Origin of the sequence: Flavobacterium tructae (genome assembly GCF_002217475.1) — a bacterium.
Classification (GTDB): Bacteria; Bacteroidota; Bacteroidia; order Flavobacteriales; family Flavobacteriaceae; genus Flavobacterium; species Flavobacterium tructae.
The window spans coordinates 16,745-34,417 of the sequence record NZ_MUHH01000019.1 but is presented as its reverse complement, the minus strand read 5'-3'; the positions used below and the strand labels follow the sequence as shown (position 1 = coordinate 34,417).

Annotated in this window: 7 protein-coding genes; 2 read left to right on the top strand and 5 right to left on the bottom strand. The window is 36.1% G+C overall.

The features are described from left to right. Nucleotides 1–9: 9 nt before the first annotated feature. Entirely contained in the window at nt 10–10,068 is a 10,059-nt protein-coding gene (locus B0A80_RS08775) for a non-ribosomal peptide synthetase (protein ID WP_089077046.1), read from the bottom strand. 999 nt (nt 10,069–11,067) lie between these two features. On the opposite strand from B0A80_RS08775, the gene B0A80_RS08770 reads away from it, so the two are divergent. Together B0A80_RS08770 and B0A80_RS08765 are read left to right on the top strand one after the other, a co-directional pair. Then, nucleotides 11,068–11,589 carry a hypothetical protein gene (locus tag B0A80_RS08770; RefSeq protein ID WP_123923562.1) on the top strand — a complete coding sequence of 174 codons (522 nt, stop codon included), beginning with the start codon at nt 11,068–11,070 and terminating at the stop codon, nt 11,587–11,589. 215 nt (nt 11,590–11,804) lie between these two features. Beyond that, complete coding sequence (locus tag B0A80_RS08765) at nt 11,805–12,482, top strand: hypothetical protein (RefSeq protein WP_089077045.1); 678 nt, start codon at nt 11,805–11,807, stop codon at nt 12,480–12,482. 468 nt (nt 12,483–12,950) lie between these two features. On the opposite strand, the gene B0A80_RS08755 is transcribed toward B0A80_RS08765, so the two are convergent. From B0A80_RS08755 to B0A80_RS08740, 4 genes are all read right to left on the bottom strand, one after another. Further along, entirely contained in the window at nt 12,951–14,306 is a 1,356-nt protein-coding gene (locus tag B0A80_RS08755; RefSeq protein ID WP_089077044.1) for a S41 family peptidase, read from the bottom strand. 56 nt (nt 14,307–14,362) lie between these two features. Next, the gene (locus B0A80_RS08750; protein ID WP_233430732.1) at nt 14,363–15,151 is read right to left on the bottom strand and encodes a hypothetical protein; all 789 of its coding nucleotides are present in this window, start codon (nt 15,149–15,151) and stop codon (nt 14,363–14,365) included. Nucleotides 15,152–15,191: 40 nt separating this feature from the next. Continuing rightward, nucleotides 15,192–16,046: a T9SS type A sorting domain-containing protein gene (locus tag B0A80_RS08745; protein ID WP_089077042.1), complete on the bottom strand. Its 855-nt coding sequence runs from the start codon at nt 16,044–16,046 to the stop codon at nt 15,192–15,194. A 71-nt stretch (nt 16,047–16,117) separates the two neighbouring features. Continuing rightward, nucleotides 16,118–17,416, bottom strand: coding sequence for a hypothetical protein (locus B0A80_RS08740; protein ID WP_089077041.1), 1,299 nt, complete (start codon nt 17,414–17,416; stop codon nt 16,118–16,120). Nucleotides 17,417–17,673: the final 257 nt, after the last annotated feature.

Below are 17,673 nucleotides of genomic sequence, written 5' to 3'. Positions count from 1 at the left end.
CTTTTTACTTTAAAAATTAAAACTTATTTTTTTACTAACTTTTTCAGGTTCTGACTTGATTGTATTGGATAAATTTATTTCTGAAATTTTTATATCGGGGCTACGCAGCACCTGTTCCATAATTTGTATAAATGAATTAGAAAATGCCTTAATGGTAGCGGGCTTGAATAAACCGGAATTAAATTCGAAGTTAATCAGCATGGTATTGTTGTCCTGTACCATCGCGTCGAGAGTCAGATCATATTTACTTATTCCTTCCGAGTACTTACCGTCATAAGAAATAATTTCTAATCCCTCTACTTCTCTATTTTTGATAATGTCAAAATTCTGTACCGCTAACATTATATTAAACATTGAAGCTGTTTTTAAGGCGTCGTTTTTGAAGGACAATTCGTCTATCAGCGAATCGAGAGAATAGTTCTGATGTTCAAAAACTTGAAGATTATTAAGGTGTACCTGTTCGTACAGTGCCGTAAAATCAATATCCTGATCGAATATATTCCGGATGGCTATAGTGTTGATATAAAGCCCAATTTGTTCTTCCAATTCGAGCATGTCTCTTCCTGAAACAACTGTGCCGACAATTATGTCCTGATTCCTTGTATACCTAAAAATAGCTATGTTTAATACCGATAGTAGGAAAGAGAAAAGCGTTGAGTTTTTCGTGATTACCAGTTTTTCTATACTTGCGGTCAGTTCCTTAGAGAGTTCTAAATAAACATTTCCACCTGCATAATTTTTAACCGTACTCTTGCGCGGATAGTCTGCCGGAAGATTAGATACCGGTAGTTCTCCCTGCAACTGCCGCAGCCAAAATTCTTTGCTCTTCTGGTCTTTAGCCAGTTGTTCCTCATCATTCTTTTTCCAGGATACATAGTCTTTATACTGAATTCGCAATGGTGGTAAAGAAATATCTTCCCCTTTCACCAGACTGTCATAATACCTGATGAGTTCCTCAAAAAGTATTTTTAGAGACCAGCCGTCTGCAGCCATATGGTTTAATGTGATGTTTAGAATGTGTTCGTTATCGCTTAGTTTGATTATGTTTATTCTTAAAGGCAGCCCTTTTTTCAGATCAAAAGAGAGCGTTAATTCCTGACGGGTAAGGGTCTCTGCAATCTCTTCCTTATTGAATTCTTCCGACAGGTTAATAAAATGGATCAGATTCTCCTCTAAGTTTTCGGGTGCTATGATCTGCTGTTTAGGCTCTCCTTCAAAAAAAACAAACCTGGTCCTTAAGCTTTCATGCCTTTGGATTAATCTTTTTACAGACTCATTAAACGTCTCTACATTTAGAGATCCTGATAAGATGCAGGCGAAAGGAATGTTATAAACTGCCTGTTCTTCCATGCTTGAAATAATCCAAAGTCTCTTTTGCATATCAGACATCTCATAAAAATCTTGTTTAGGAATCGAAACGATTGGTGAATACACTTTTTTGAAGGCTACATCGAGACGCCCCCCCTGTGAGGAGATTGTAGGGTATTTAAAGATGTCCGAAACTTCTATTCCAGAGCCTATTTCTGTTTTTATCCTATTAATGACTTTTATGGCTTTCAGACTATGTCCGCCCAATTCAAAGAAATTGTCGGTTGTTCCGATGGTATCAATTCCCAGTACTTCCTGCCAGATAACGGCTAGTTTGTTTTCAATATCATTTTTTGGGGCGACATATGTTTTCCGTATGAAGTCTTCTCCCTCAACATTCGGCAAAGCTTTACGATCGATTTTACCGTTTGGCGTTAAGGGTAAAGAGTCTAAGGCGACATAGAAACCCGGAATCATATAATCCGGCAGACGCTCTTGTAGAAAACCTCGCAGTTCTGATTTATCAATATGGGATTTTGCCACCAGATAAGCCACTAATACTTTCTCCTGATGGTGTTCTTTTACTTCTACAACAACTTGTTGGAGATTTTCTGAAGATTCTAAAATGGCATTCTCTATCTCGCCCAGTTCGATCCTGTAGCCACGAATTTTGACCTGATGGTCTTTTCTTCCTAAAAATTCAATGGTACCGTCAGCCAGCCAACAGCCAAAATCTCCTGTATCATACATTCGGGATCCTTCGATAAAAGGATTCGATATAAATTTTTCTGCTGTAAGTTCTGGTTTATTCAAATACCCTCTGGTAACACCTGCTCCTGATACGTACAGCTTTCCTGTAACTCCTATTGGCAGCAGCTGTAAGGCTTCGTCTAAGATATATACCTGAGTATTGGAGATCGGTTTGCCAATTGGAATTGATCTGTATTCCTGATTTTGTATGACATAATTAGTACTGTAGGTGGTGTCTTCTGACGGGCCGTATAAGTTTCTAACTTCTGCTTTTTCTGTTTGAAGTTTGGAAACAATATCAACTGGCACTATTTCTCCTGCCATATTGATAAAGGATACGTTGTTTAAATCTGTGTTCTCTTCTATTAATTTTCTAACGACGGAAGGAACTGTGTTTAATAAGATTTTGTTCTCTTTATGGATATAGTTTTTGATGTCTAAGGCGTTTTTTAGAACTCTTATTTTTTTCCCGATCGATAAGGGATAGAAGATTTCATAAATCGATAAATCAAAACAATAGGATGTTACGGCGTACATCACTTCAAATTTTGAAGAATCAAACTCCAAGTCAGACCAGTTAATCAATTCAAAGGCATTGCGGTGTTCTACCATCACTCCCTTTGGATTACCTGTGGTTCCTGAGGTATAAATGACGTAGGCTAAGTCTTGAGTTGTATGGATTTTTTCTAAGTTCTCTTTTGCATATTGCTCCTGAATTTCACTGAAGCTTTCTAATGCTGCTTCGTCGATAATGACTTTACTGTTACTGTCTTTTTCGATATAGGCTATTCGATCTTCGGGATAATGGATATCTATGGGCACATAGGCTGCTCCGGATTTCAATATGCCTAACATTGCGACAATCATTTTCTCGTTTCTTTCCAATTTGAGTCCAACTAAATCGTTCGGTTCAATGGAATAGTTTTCTCTTAAATAATTGGCGAGTTGATTGGCGCTCTCATTAAGTTCCTGATAGGTCAATTGGATTTCTTCAAATACCACAGCAATGGTATTTGGGGTTCTCGCTGTTTGTTCTTCAAATAGGTCTACTATGGTTTTATTTTTCGGATACGCTACTGCTGTGTTGTTAAAATCAGCTAGTAGTTGGTGCTTTTCTTTTTCGCTTAAATAATGTATTTCCCGGATATTTTTTTCCGGTTGTTCTATTGATGCGGTAAGCAGGTTTTCAAAATGAAGAAAGATTCTTTCGATGAGACTCTCTTCATAAATATCGGTGTTGTAATCAATTCTAAGGTTTAATCCTTCTGTTTCAACGAAGGTGAAGCTCATGTCAAGCTGAGCTGTTTTACTCTTAAAATCGTAATCGCTTATTTCGAAGTTTATTAGTTCTTCGTTATTGAGATTGTTTAACTGTCCCTGGTTTTGTAATACGACCAAGACATCAAATAAAGCAGAACGGCTGGTGTCTCTCTTTAGATTCAATTTCCCTACCAGTGCATCAAAAGAATAATTTTGATGATCGTAAGCGCCTAACAAGGTTTCTTTTTGCAGGGCTACTAAATCTAAGAAGCTGCTTTTTTCGTTCAGTTTAGTGCGTATGGCAAGGGTGTTCAGATACAATCCTAACTGGTTCTCCAGGTCCGGATGTTCTCTTCCTGCTATTGGGGTTCCAATGATGATATCATCCTGAGCGGTGTATTTATGCAACAAGGCATTGATCCCTGCCATTAGGGTCATGAATAAGGTGACATCCTGTTGTTTTGAAAATGTTTTTAGTTTCTCTAAAAATGCTTTTGAATAGTGATGCGTGAGATTATGTCCGTTATAGGTCTTCACTAATGGGCGTGTTTTAAAGCTTGGCAAGTCCAAAACGGGTAATTCTCCTTGAAACTGTTGCAGCCAATATTGCTCTGATGCCTGCTGTCTCTCCTGATTGAGCTGCTCATTTAGCCACAGGGTATAATCTTTATAGTGCAGGCTTAGTTCCGGCAAGTCAATTGCTTTTCCTTGTGTGAGTGCGTTATAGGTTTTTATGACTTCTGATAGTAGTATTTCTATTGACCATCCGTCTCCAATTATATGATGCAGGGATAGAAAAAATACATATTGGTTCTCTTTTAGTTTAATTAAAGAGGCTCTTACAAGTGGTGCCTGTTCTAAATCGAAAGGTTCGTTGTTTTGATTTTGCAAATAAGCCGCAATTTCTCCTTCCTGATTTTCAACTGAACTATAATCTTTCTCTGTGATGGTAAAGTTTACTTGTGCTGCAGGTAGTATGTGTTGACGGACTTCGCCCTCATCGTTTGTTTTAAAACAGGTTCTTAAAATTTCATGGCGATGAATTAATCGTCTAAACGATTCTTCGAATGTATTGACATTAACCTGTCCTGTTAACCTGACTACACCGGGCATATTATAGGCCAAGGAGCCGCCTTCTAACTGGCTCAAGGTCCATAATCTGCTTTGGGAGGCAGTCAATGGATAGGATGCTGCTTCAGGTGCTTTGGTAATGGCACTATATTCATTTTTTTGCAATTGTTTGCTTAGTCCTTCGATTGTAGGGTTTGAAAAAAATGTTTTAAAGGATACGGTTTTGCCTAATTGTTTATGGATTCTGTTGATTACCTGAGAAATGATCAGACTATGTCCGCCCAGTTCAAAGAAATTGTCTGTTGTTCCGATGGTATCAATTCCCAGTACTTCCTGCCAGATAATTGCTAATTTGTTTTCAATATCATTTTTTGGCGCGACATATGTTTTCCGTATGAAGTCTTCTCCCTCCACAGCCGGCAGCGATTTACGGTCTATTTTGCCATTTGGGGTTAAGGGTAAAGCATCCAGCGCTACATAGAAACCCGGAATCATATAATCCGGAAGACGCTCTTGCAGAAAACCTCGCAGTTCCGATATATCAATGCTGTTTTTTGCCACCAGATAGGCCACTAAAACTTTCTCCTGCTGGTGCTCTTTTACTTCTACAACAACTTGTTGGAGATTTTCTGAAGATTCTAAAATGGCATTCTCTATCTCGCCCAGTTCGATCCTGTAGCCGCGAATTTTGACCTGATGGTCTTTTCTTCCTAAAAATTCAATGGTACCATCAGGCAGCCAACAGCCAAAATCACCCGTATCATACATTCGGGATCCTTCCATAAAAGGGTTCGATATAAATTTTTCTGCTGTAAGTTCTGGTTTATTCAAATACCCTCTGGTAACACCTGCGCCTGATACGTACAGCTTTCCTGTAACTCCTATTGGCAGCAGCTGCAAGGCTTCGTCTAAGATGTACACCTGGGTATTGGAGATCGGTTTGCCAATTGGAATTGATCTGTATTCCTGATTTTGTATGACATAATTGGTACTGTAGGTGGTGTCTTCTGACGGACCGTATAAGTTTCTAACTTCTGCTTTTTCTGCTTGAAGTTTGGAAACAATATCAACAGGCACTATTTCTCCTGCCATATTGATAAAGGATACGTTGTTTAAATCTGTGTTCTCTTCTATTAATTTTCTAACGACGGAAGGAACTGTGTTTAATAAGATTTTGTGCTCTTTATGGATATGTTTTTTGATGTCTAAGGCGTTTTTTAGAACTCTTATTTTTTTTCCGATCGATAAGGGATAGAAAATTTCATAAATCGATAAATCAAAACAATAGGATGTTACGGCGTACATCACTTCAAATTTTGACGCATCAAACTCCAGGTCAGACCAGTTAATCAATTCAAAGGCATTGCGGTGTTCTACCATCACTCCCTTTGGATTACCTGTGGTTCCTGAGGTATAAATGACGTAGGCTAAGTCTTGAGAGGTATGGATTTTTTCTAAGTTCTCTTTTGCATATTGCTCCTGAATTTCACTTAATCTTTCTAATGCTGCTTCGTCTATAATGACTTTACTGTTACTGTCTTTTTCGATATAGGCTATTCGATCTTCGGGATAATGGATATCTATGGGCACATAGGCTGCTCCGGATTTCAATATCCCTAACATTGCGACTATCATTTTCTCGTTTCTTTCCAATTTGAGTCCAACTAAATCGTTCGGTTCAATGGAATAATTTTCTCTTAAATAATTGGCTAATTGATTGGCGCTTTGATTAAGTTTCTGATAGGTCAATTCGGTTTCTTCAAATACCACTGCAATGGTATTTGGGGTTCTTGCTGCTTGTTCTTCAAATAGGTCTACTATGGTTTTATCTTTCGGATAAGCTACTGTTGTGTTGTTAAAATCAGCCAGTAGTTGGTGCTTTTCTTTTTCGGTTAAATAATGTATTTCCCGGATATTTTTTTCCGGCTGTTCTATTGATGCTGTAAGCAGGTTTTCAAAATGAAGAAAGATTCTTTCGATGAGACTCTCTTCATAAATATCGGTGTTGTAATCAATTCTAAGGTTTAATCCTTCTGTTTCAACGAAGGTGAAGCTCATGTCAAGCTGAGCTGTTTTACTCTTAAAATCGTAATCGCTTATTTCGAAGTTTATCAGTTCTTCGTTATTGAGATTGTTTAACTGTCCCTGGTTTTGTAATACGACCAGGACATCAAATAAAGCAGAACGACTGGTGTCTCTCTTTAGATTCAATTTCCCTACCAGTGCATCAAAAGGATAATTTTGATGATCGTAAGCGCCTAACAAGGTTTCTTTTTGCAGTACTACTAAATCTAAGAAGCTGCTTTTTTCGTTCAGTTTAGTGCGTATGGCAAGGGTGTTCAAATATAATCCCAATTGATTCTCCAGGTCCGGATGTTCTCTTCCTGCTATTGGGGTTCCAATGATGATATCATCCTGAGCGGTGTATTTATGCAACAGGGTATTGATCCCTGCCATTAGGGTCATGAATAAGGTGACATCCTGTTGTTTTGAAAATGTTTTTAGTTTCTCTAAAAATGCTTTTGAATAGTGATGCGTGAGATTATGTCCGTTATAGGTCTTAATTAATGGGCGTGTTTTAAAGCTTGGCAAGTCCAAAACGGGTAATTCTCCTTGAAACTGCTGCAGCCAATATTGCTCTGATGCCTGCTGTCTCTCCTGATTGAGCTGCTCATTTAGCCACAGGGTATAATCTTTATAGTGCAGACTTAGTTCCGGCAAGTCAATTGCTTTTCCTTGTGTGAGTGCGTTATAGGTTTTTATGACTTCTGATAGTAGTATTTCTATTGACCATCCGTCCCCAATTATATGATGCAGGGATAGAAAAAATAGATATTCGTTCTCTTTTAACCTGATTAAAGAGGCTCTTACCAGTGGTGCCTGTTCTAAATCGAAAGGTTCGTTGTTTTGATTTTGCAAATAAGCCGCAATTTCTCCTTCCTGATTTTCAACTGAACTATAATCTTTCTCTGTGATTGCAAAGTGCACTTGTGCTGCAGGTAGTATATGTTGACGGACTTCTCCCTCATCGTTTGTTTTAAAACAGGTTCTTAAAATTTCATGGCGATGAATTAATCGTCTAAACGATTCTTCAAGTTTATGAATGGCAACAATTCCTGTTAGTTTAACTACAGCTGGCATATTATAAGCTAAGGAGCCACCTTCTAACTGACTCAAGGTCCATAATCTGCTTTGGGACGCGGTCAATGGATAGGATGCTGCTTCCGGTGCTTTGGTGATGGCGCTATATTCATTTTTTTGCAATTGTTTGCTTAGTCCTTCGATTGTAGGGTTGGCAAAAAATATTTTAAAGGATACGGTCTTGCCTAATTGTTTATGGATTCTGTTGATTACCTGAGAAATGATCAGACTATGTCCGCCCAGTTCAAAGAAATTGTCGGTTGTTCCGATGGTATCAATTCCCAGTACTTCCTGCCAGATAATTGCTAGTTTGTTTTCAATGTCGTTTTTTGGAGCGACATATGTTTTTCGTATGAAGTCTTCTCCCTCAACAGCCGGCAGCGATTTACGGTCTATTTTGCCATTTGGGGTTAAGGGTAAAGCATCCAACACCACATAGAAACCCGGAATCATATAATCCGGCAGACGCTCTTGTAGAAAACCTCGCAGTTCTGATTTATCAATGCTGTTTTTTGCCACCAGATAGGCCACTAAAACTTTCTCCTGCTGGTGCTCTTTTACTTCTACAACAACTTGTTGGAGATTTTCTGAAGATTCTAAAATGGCATTCTCTATCTCCCCCAGTTCGATCCTGTAGCCGCGAATTTTGACCTGATGGTCTTTTCTTCCTAAAAATTCAATGGTACCATCTGGCAGCCAACAGCCAAAATCTCCTGTATCATACATTCGGGATCCTTCGATAAAAGGATTCGATATAAATTTTTCTGCTGTAAGTTCAGGTTTATTCAAATACCCTCTGGTAACACCCGCTCCTGATACGTACAGCTTTCCTGTAACTCCTATTGGCAGCAGTTGTAAGGCTTCGTCTAAGATGTACACCTGAGTATTGGAGATTGGTTTGCCAATTGGAATAATAGACTTATCAAAATCTTTTTTTACTTCGTATATCGATACGCAAACAGCACATTCTGTAGGCCCGTATGCATTATAATAATCAATTCCTGATTTTACAATTGCTTTTGCTTTACCCGGATTAGCAGATTCACCGGCTGTAATGATACATCTTAGTCCAGAAATATCATTCTCTGTCAATAATCCTAAATAGCTTGGAGGAAAAGTTACAACTGATACTTTTGTATCTTTTAAAAAGTTTATAAACTGATTCTGGTCTTTAATTATTTCTTCTGTCGGAATAGATAGCGTCGCACCACTAAACAAACTCATCAGAATCTCCGATATAGAAGCGTCAAAAGAAACCGAAGCAAACCATGCGATTGTATCGCTTTCGGAAATTTCAAAAGATCTGATTTGATCTAATGCCATATTTAGAACACTCTGATGTTCTACCATTACCCCTTTTGGATGCCCTGTAGAACCTGAAGTATAAATTACATAAGCTAAATCTTCGGATGAAATGACTGCATTGATAGTATCACTGCTACTAGTATCAAAATGGATTGATTCAATAGCTATTGTTTCGCAATTATCAATAGCTAAAGTGGCATCATTAACAATTAACAATTTTAAACCACTGTCTTTTATTAAATAATCTATTCTTTCCTGAGGATAATTGGTGTCTATAGGCAGATAAACTGCGCCTAGCTTTACTATTGCCAATAACGAAATGATTCCTGTATCTGATTTAGGCAGGAACACTCCAATTATATCTCCGTTATTTACAGTATGTTTTGAAGAAATATAATGGGCCAGCTGGTTTGCCTTTTCGTTTAATGCGCTATAAGTTAATTCTGTTGCTCCAAATACAACAGCAACATTATTTGGTGTTTTTGCTGCTTGCTCTTCAAATAAATCTACTATTGTTTTATCTTTCGGATAAGCTACATTAGTATCATTAAAATCTACTACTACTTGGTGCTTCTCTTTTGGGGATAGTAGTGGATATTCTGATAAATTAAACGCTACATTCTGCTCTAAATTAACGATAAAATAATTCAAATGCTGAACCAGATATTCCACTATGGTTTGCTTTACAAAACCTTCTAAATAAGAAGCGTGAATTTCTATAGTATCCTCTATTTTTACATGAAACAAAATACCGTTACAATCTAACTTAGAGGCTGAATTGAAATTTATACCGTAATGAGATAAAAGACTTAAATCATCAACATTTGTTTTTTCAGCTATAAGAGCATTATTATAATCGGAATTTTTTAAGGTCTCTAAAATTTCAAGCTTTACTTTTTGAAGATATTCTTTAAATGAAATTTTTAAATCTACAGGAAATGACAGAAGTAAAGAATTGTCTTGCTCTTTATAGTTTGACACCAGATAACCATCAAATTCATGGATCAGTTTCTTTAACAAAAAAGAATAGATCGCACTTATAACTGTATATTGAGCTATTTCGTTTTTATTGGTAAGTCTATTAAAATAATCTAGTTCTTGGGCCTTAATAGTAATACAAGGAAGACTATTTTGTTGCTGTTGCAACCCAAGCACTTTTTCTCTGTTCAATATTTTTTTCTTCCAATATTTTGAAACTAAATAAATATTCTTTGATTCTATGTTTCTATCCATAAATTTCACATTCGTGTGTTTTAATCCGAACCAGTATTCCTTTCTAATGCTTATTTAACAAGCACTAAGGATGTTACAAGACTAAATTTTTCTATGTTATCCTTTTTTAATCCTTCTTATTTGCCATCCCTTATGTCTAAATCAAAAGATGACAGATTTTTCACCAAAATAGCAATAACATTTACCTAAAAATTACGGATTTTTCACATAAAAATTACGGACTTCCCTCGTAAGAGACCAACCATCCATAATTCACTCTGCTTCATTTTAATGAAAGCGCCCTGTTAAGTTCTTTTGATTTTAAGAAGTTCGAAATACATTACAACAGCGCATTGAAAGAGATATCATTTTTGCCGCAAAAGGAAAAGTCCCGATGAAAATCAGGACTTTTTGTTTCAACCTATTTTTAGCATAAACTGTTGATTGGCCTTACAAACAGAAAAAAAATACTAATTTATTAAAAATCAAGTATTTATACGCTATCTCATGATTTTATAAAAAAGTAATTTTGAAGAGTAATATTACAAAACAAAAAACTATCAGTAAGCTAATTTTTACAATACCAAGCGTAATTAGAATACGATATTCTAAAAAGTAAAATAAAAAAACACGGATTTATGGTCTTGCTTAATTCGTTTATTAGTAGAAAAAAACAATGCTGCATTACCCACTTAAACAAACCTTCCTGTAGAGGTTTTTATTACAGGGGCGGAAACTGAAAAGCCTCATGAGTAAGACAAATACCTTAGAAATGCCAGAAAGTCTGGTGGTCTGAGGTTAGTTGTTACAGGTAGTGATAAATTCTTGTAGCAATGATTGCAACCCCAAAAACAAAAAAAAATGAGCACTATTATTGATAATAACCAATTCGAGCAACATGATTATGTTATACGTGAAACACGTGGTGTTACTAATGACGGTACATGGATACACACAGAAGGAACTGATTACATCTTTTATTATAAACTAGACATATGGACTGATGAGCAAAACCGAATAATGGGAAATGCCTTCTTACGAGCCTTGCAAGTTCCAAACAAAATAAAAGATGCTGTAAAGGCAACTTCGGGGCAAACAGTGGTGGATGGTCTTTATACCCTAAATCAAGATGCTATGGTAAAAGCTTTGAATTCCATAAGAGGAATGTCACAAACTAATGTAGTACAAAGAGCATTAATTGGTAATGGTACTATACAGCAGGCAAATGAACAGCTCTTCAACGATATCCTATCAGGTGTGGGTGGTTCAGTAAACCCAATGCGCGACTATCTTAATAGAGCGATGGCGGCAACTCAGGCTGCGGCTGCGGGTAACACAACAGCTGAGAACTTTGGTACCACTATCACTCTTCTATCCTTAGTACCTGGTCTGAATATACCTACAACGTCTGTTGTATATGCAGTTTCAAAAGCTTCTTCTGCTGCTGTATTGATCAAACATAAATGCTCTAGTGATTCAACCAAATTTTCTTATAATGTAGACTATACAAAAGTTGGTTATTCCTATGTAGAACCTCTTTAGTTCAACAACAAAACTTTTTCGGAACTCCTGTTTCGTAAAGAGAAATTAATTTGTGTCAGTTTATGCACTTCTTTGAAAGGAATACTTACTCTATTCAATGGAAAAGAGTGCATAAAATGGCCAAATTTGTTTTTGCTGCAATAGAAAAAACAGTTTTCGAACAAGTTTTTAAATTACAATAAGGACCTTTTCGTACACAACAAAAAAACATACCCATGAACAAATCTATACCATATTGCATTACGCCCACCCCTGATGGCGCGTGGCTGCACACCTGTAATGAAAATTTATTGCTGGCATCGCTGTCAAAGGACACAGATAACAAAACAGAAACAATCATTCTGGAAACATTTAAGAATGCGCTCGCATTATTCGTTGAAATAAAAGCCGCTCTAAAAAAAACATGCCATACAACACCTTTTATTGGAGGATTGTATCTGGTAGACGGCACCGAAATGCAGAACGCTATGATAACTATAAATGGAATGGGGGAAACATCAGCATACTCCAGTACAAAATCGTATAGCGGTACACCCTCTGCCGTGAATTTACAATTCTTTGAAGATGTACTAGGGATTTCGAATGATAAACTAAAATACCTGGAATCAAATCTATTACGATATATGAAAATTATACAAGAAGATGCAAAACGGGTAACAGCAGAAACGATTGGCATTTTAACTTGCGTTGTAGGTTATGTTGAACTAACAGGAACAACTGTAACTACATTTACTTATGTTACCGCCACCTCAACGACCAAAGATCAATTTGACAAAATAGACTGTGGGTGTAACGATTTAGACAAGTTTAACTATGAATTCAACATAGTAAAATTTAATTATTCGCCGGTCAATTCTGTCGCAAGTAAAGTAGTAGCCAACGAAAATAACTAATTGATTCTATTCCAACGCTGTTAGAGTTTAGTATTGTTTTTATCATGCTAACCAGGTGAAATATCATTTTTTTATTTAGATAAAACCATGAGTCACATACACAAACACTCCGGCTGTGTAAAGTCTCATGGCTTTTACTTTCTATTGGAATTACTGCATTTTTCTACTTTATCTGTTTCGGCAAGCTTCAGAATTCAACTTTCTTAGATTTTTATGAAGTATGCTTCGAGTCACTATTTTTTTCTGTTCGTAATTTCTGGCACATCTTTGCAATTCAGTCAGCAGAATCATAAAACTGCTATACAAGACATCCAATTCTTCCATATTTTGACAGATCTTGATATTATCCTCTTCTTGTTTAATTACAGAATTGCTGTAACTGTTTTTATATTTATTAAAAACCTCTTCCATTCTCCGATGTTCTCTTTTATCGATACCCTGCATAATGAAGTAAAAATCGTGTTTGAATTAGTGAATTGTCATTAAGAAATCAGCGTCTGCTTCATTTGCAGATAAAGGAAACGTCTTCGCTGTTGCCAGACTATTTTTAGCAGTATTTCCGTTAATAAAATTTAAAGCTTTGGCTAATAAAACCTCAGAACTGTTTCCTAAAGGAAAAACTTCCGGCTGCTGAATTTCATCTAAGGAAATGAGCGGATCAATTCCTTTTGAATAATTGCCTTCATGTCTGGAATTAAATAATTTATATATGGCAGGATACAAAGTCCATCCTTTTTTAGTTGATATTCTATCGTCTATAAGCGGAAAACCGGCTACATCTTTACCAAAGGTCTTGTTTCCAATGGTTATAACTTCCATATAAGGTTTTAGATTATTTATAATAAGCTCTGAGGCAGATGCAGTGTGCTGACCACATAAAATATAGACTCTGTTTATGGATGGATGAGCATTGCGGAGTGCATCAAAACTTATTTTTGATTCATTGCTTTCTAAAGCCTGTTTAAAGGATTGGTCTACATTTCCGCCATTCGTATTTCCTTCAAATTTTATAAAAAGAGTGTTGGATTGAATATTAGGAGCCAGAATTATACTTAAAGCTGTTGCAGCTGCGATATCTCCTCCTCCATTGTACCGCAGATCTACAACAAGTTCTGTAATTGATTTATTTTTAAGTTCCTGAAAAGTCTGAAAATACGCCTGCGCCTGTCCGGCATCAAAATGAGAAATTTCGACGTAACCAACTTTTTTGCTTTTAGCTTCAATAATAGTATAATTGATGGGTTGCGAAAAGCTATAGCCCTGCAGTATCGAAATTTCTTTTACATTAGAAAACCCTGATTGTACCGCATAAGAAACGGTCTGCAAATTCAGCTGTGTTGATGCGGTCATTTTAGTATATAATGCATCATAATTATTTTGGTTCAGTGTTGTTCCTTCTATTTTTGTGATCAGCTGACCTCTCTTTAAACCATTTCTTTTGGCAGGAGAATCTTCTAATACATACAGAATTACGCCATAAAATTTCGATTCAAATTCAAAAAAAGAAACTTCGAATCCAAATTTACGTCTGAGACTTTGCTGTGCCGTTTCCGGCTGTTCCGGATGCATAGCATACGAATATCGATCGTCTTTTTGCAGTAAACCTGCAAAATACTCTTTGGGAGAAAGATCTAAGCGGCCTTTTTCCGGCATCGTGCTGTTCCAGCGATAATATTTCTTCATCTGCTGGTACATCCACTCATTAACATACTCATTTGTGCCTGCTTCATAAACCGGAGCGGGAGAATCATTATCTGAACAAGAGAATAGAAAAACAGATAAAAAAAGAAATAACGATAAAACAGAAATAGTTGAATATTTCATTTATTGATTTTGATTGTTAGTAATGATTTTATATTCCCGCAAGTGAAGATTTATTATTATTTAAAAACGAAATAATCGGTTAGGTTTAAAGTTCCTTCTACACCCGAAAAATTACCATTTGCATCTAATTTTTCTTCCAGTACAATTAATTTTGATTTATTAACAGACATGGTCATAATAACCGTTACTTTTTGTCCCGGGATATACGATTCTGTTGTACCGTGTTTTACCAATTCCATTAAAATGGTTGGAGGCGAGCTGAATGGAAATTCAATAAAAGAACTAAACTTTTCTTTATTTATATTTTCTACGGTTCCTAAAACCTGCCCGTTGATTTTGCGTATAATTCCGTCAAGATTACCTGTGTAACTATTTTTAGAATACAAATTTTGATTGGGAAAAATAAATTTATAACCACTGTTAGCCGTTTTACTTAAAACACCCGGCTTTATACGCGAAACATTATCAATCCAGAAGTTATCTTTTGCAAAAAAGGAAATGGTATCCTTAACCTTTTGTGCATTAAACTGATAGGTATGTAGTACTGCCTTAGTGTTTTTGTTTAGTATAGAAATAGTCTTTCCCTGACTGCCGAAATATACAAAGTCATACTCTTTTTCTATTTTTTTGACGAAGGCCGTTTTTTTGTCTTTATTAATTTCAATAATTTTATCGTTAACCCTTACCTGCAGTGAATCATTTAAAGCACTGTAACCGCTAATGGTTACTCTTCCCGGCTGATTGGTTTCATTGCTGTAAAAAGGCAGTTTTTCATCCGTAGAACAAGATGTTACAAGAGTAATTAAAATTAAAAAAACGAATAACTTTGGCAATAAATTCATCATGTTTGTTTTTTTGTTTGCATAATTTGATTTGAAAATCAGATTACTTTTTAATAAATTTTATTTTTTTGGAAGCTCCATTATTGTTTGCAGAAAGGAAATAAATGCCCTGCATTAAATCACTAACAGATAAACCTTCAGGCTTATAAGAAGACTCTTTTATTAAAACGCCGCTCGTATTGTAAATTTTTAAAACTGTTTCTTCATTTTTATACTCTTCTGCTATTTCTAACTCCAGATTATCCTGAACAGGATTTTGTTTTAAATAACATAAGGATGATTTTAATGTATTATCAGTTGTTCCTAATAAAGCTTCTGCCATTACTGAAATTTTATCTATTTCGTAACCAATAAAAGGGCCTGAAAGATTATTTCCTAATGCCAGATACACTTCGGCTTTGCCGGCAAACTGCGAAATATCTACCGTATAATTTTTAAATTCTGCATCTTCAACAGTATTTCTTTCCAGGGTAATGGTATGCAAAAGTTTAAAAGAGGCGGGATCTGCAGAGGTAGAACCATAGATAGCAATATTCTGATTACTGTCGTAAATACTTGGTTGTGCTTTTATGGTCAAACTAATTTTTCCGGAGTAAAAAGAAATATTCAAAACCGGACTGATGGCCAGATTGTTTTCTAATCCTTCAAGCGGTCCGCCTGTTTTAAAATCAATATTATAGGTTCCCAGAACATCAATAGTTCCGTCAATTACACTTCCGGTGCTCGCATCCAACTGAATGTTTTTTCTGGCCATCCAGTTACTTCCATTTCCATCTCTGTCCAGTAAATTCCAGTCTGAAACATTAGAATCATCAAAATCATCTTCCCAGATTGTATATTGAGCAGATGATATCGTTGTAATCATTATAAAAGCAAAAAAAAGTAGTGTTTTTTTCATGTTTTTTATTTTAAACAAGGGCAGATTTCTCTGCCCATGCAGTATTTAATTAGTAAGCTGTTTTTTTCTAATTAGAAATTAGAAAACTTTGTCCAGGTATTAGTCCAGTTAGATTCTGTTTTAAAGGCTCCTGTTGTTCCTGTAAAATTAAGAGCACCATTATTAAAGAAAGGCTGGTTTAAGCTCCATTTTGTAGCCGGGTCAACAGTAGAAGTAGTTGTACCAAAACCTGTTAAAGTTGTTCCTACCGGAAGAGCAACATTATCAAATCCGTGGATTGAAACTCTTAAGTAAGAAGATCCTGATGGAAGTGAAGGTGAATCCCATCTAATTCCTGTGTTGTACCCCGTTACAGTTACATCTGTAAGGCTGATGTTACCAGCTCTGCGTACGTGAATGGCATTTTCATACAAATCAGCAACTGTAGAAGAGCTTACACCAATAATAGACAATTGAGAAATAACCGGACGTGTGATAATGGTAGTAAGTGTTCCGGTAGCGTTGTTATCTAATTCAATACCATTAGAATCAGGATTTCCTCCGCTTAAACTGTGAGTTGAATTACTGTCTGCAAGTGCGATAGCTTTTGTGATGCTTCCTGTGTAACCAAAATCGAAATCGAAGTTGTCATCATCTGCAGCAAAAGAAACTAAATGAGTAGCGTTTACTTTACCTCCAAAAAATTCAAATGAATCATCTTTACCATAAGATACCTGAATATGGTTAACAGTAGTTCCGCTTCCAACACCAGCCAATGTTAAACCGTTAATTTCAACATCTGTATCTAAAATACGTCCTGCAAATTCAATACGTACATAACTTAAGATTCCCGCATTGTGGTTGTTGTTTGAACCTCCATAATAAAATTCAGTGAAATTAGACTGATCGTCTAATCCTTCAACAATGTTAGTTACAGAACCTGTATTAACCTCTGCATCTCCTAAAATAACAACTCCTCCAAAATCTCCCGGAAGAGCTGAAGTATTAGCATTGTCATCTAATAAGTTATAACTTGTAAAAACAATTGGAGATTCTGCAGTTCCCTGTGCATCAATTTGTCCCGTTTTAGTAATTACCAAAACTCCTGTAGCAACTCCTGGTGCCAAAGGTTTTGCTTTAATAAAAGTTCCTGCCTGAATAGTTAATTTTGCGCCATTTTTTACTGTAATAACACCATCGATTTCCCAAACTCTGTCGTTTGTCCATGTTGTATTAGAGGTAATAGCACCGCTTACGGTTTGTACTGTAGGTGGATGAGCATAATCAGCACCTGAAGCTTTCATTGAAAAAGAAGAATCTACAGTAGAATCATCATTTTGGCAAGAGCCCAAAAGTAGAGCTACCATTGCAAATAGAAAAAAATTTTTCATAATAATTTAATTATTGCTATATTTGCTGCTAATCAAACTAGGCCTTTGGAGAGAGCAGCAAAATATCTTTCCTTAGGTCTTTCTCGTTTTTGGCAAAGATCTTTTTGATAAACTTTTTCCGCTTTACCATCGGAGGTTTATACCTAAACTCCATCTTTCATTCTTAGGATTTCCAACGCAATGAAAGGATTGCTTTCCATTCTTCCTGATCTTTTGATGCAATCACTGCAGGTCTTTTTATAACGCTGTAAGTATTT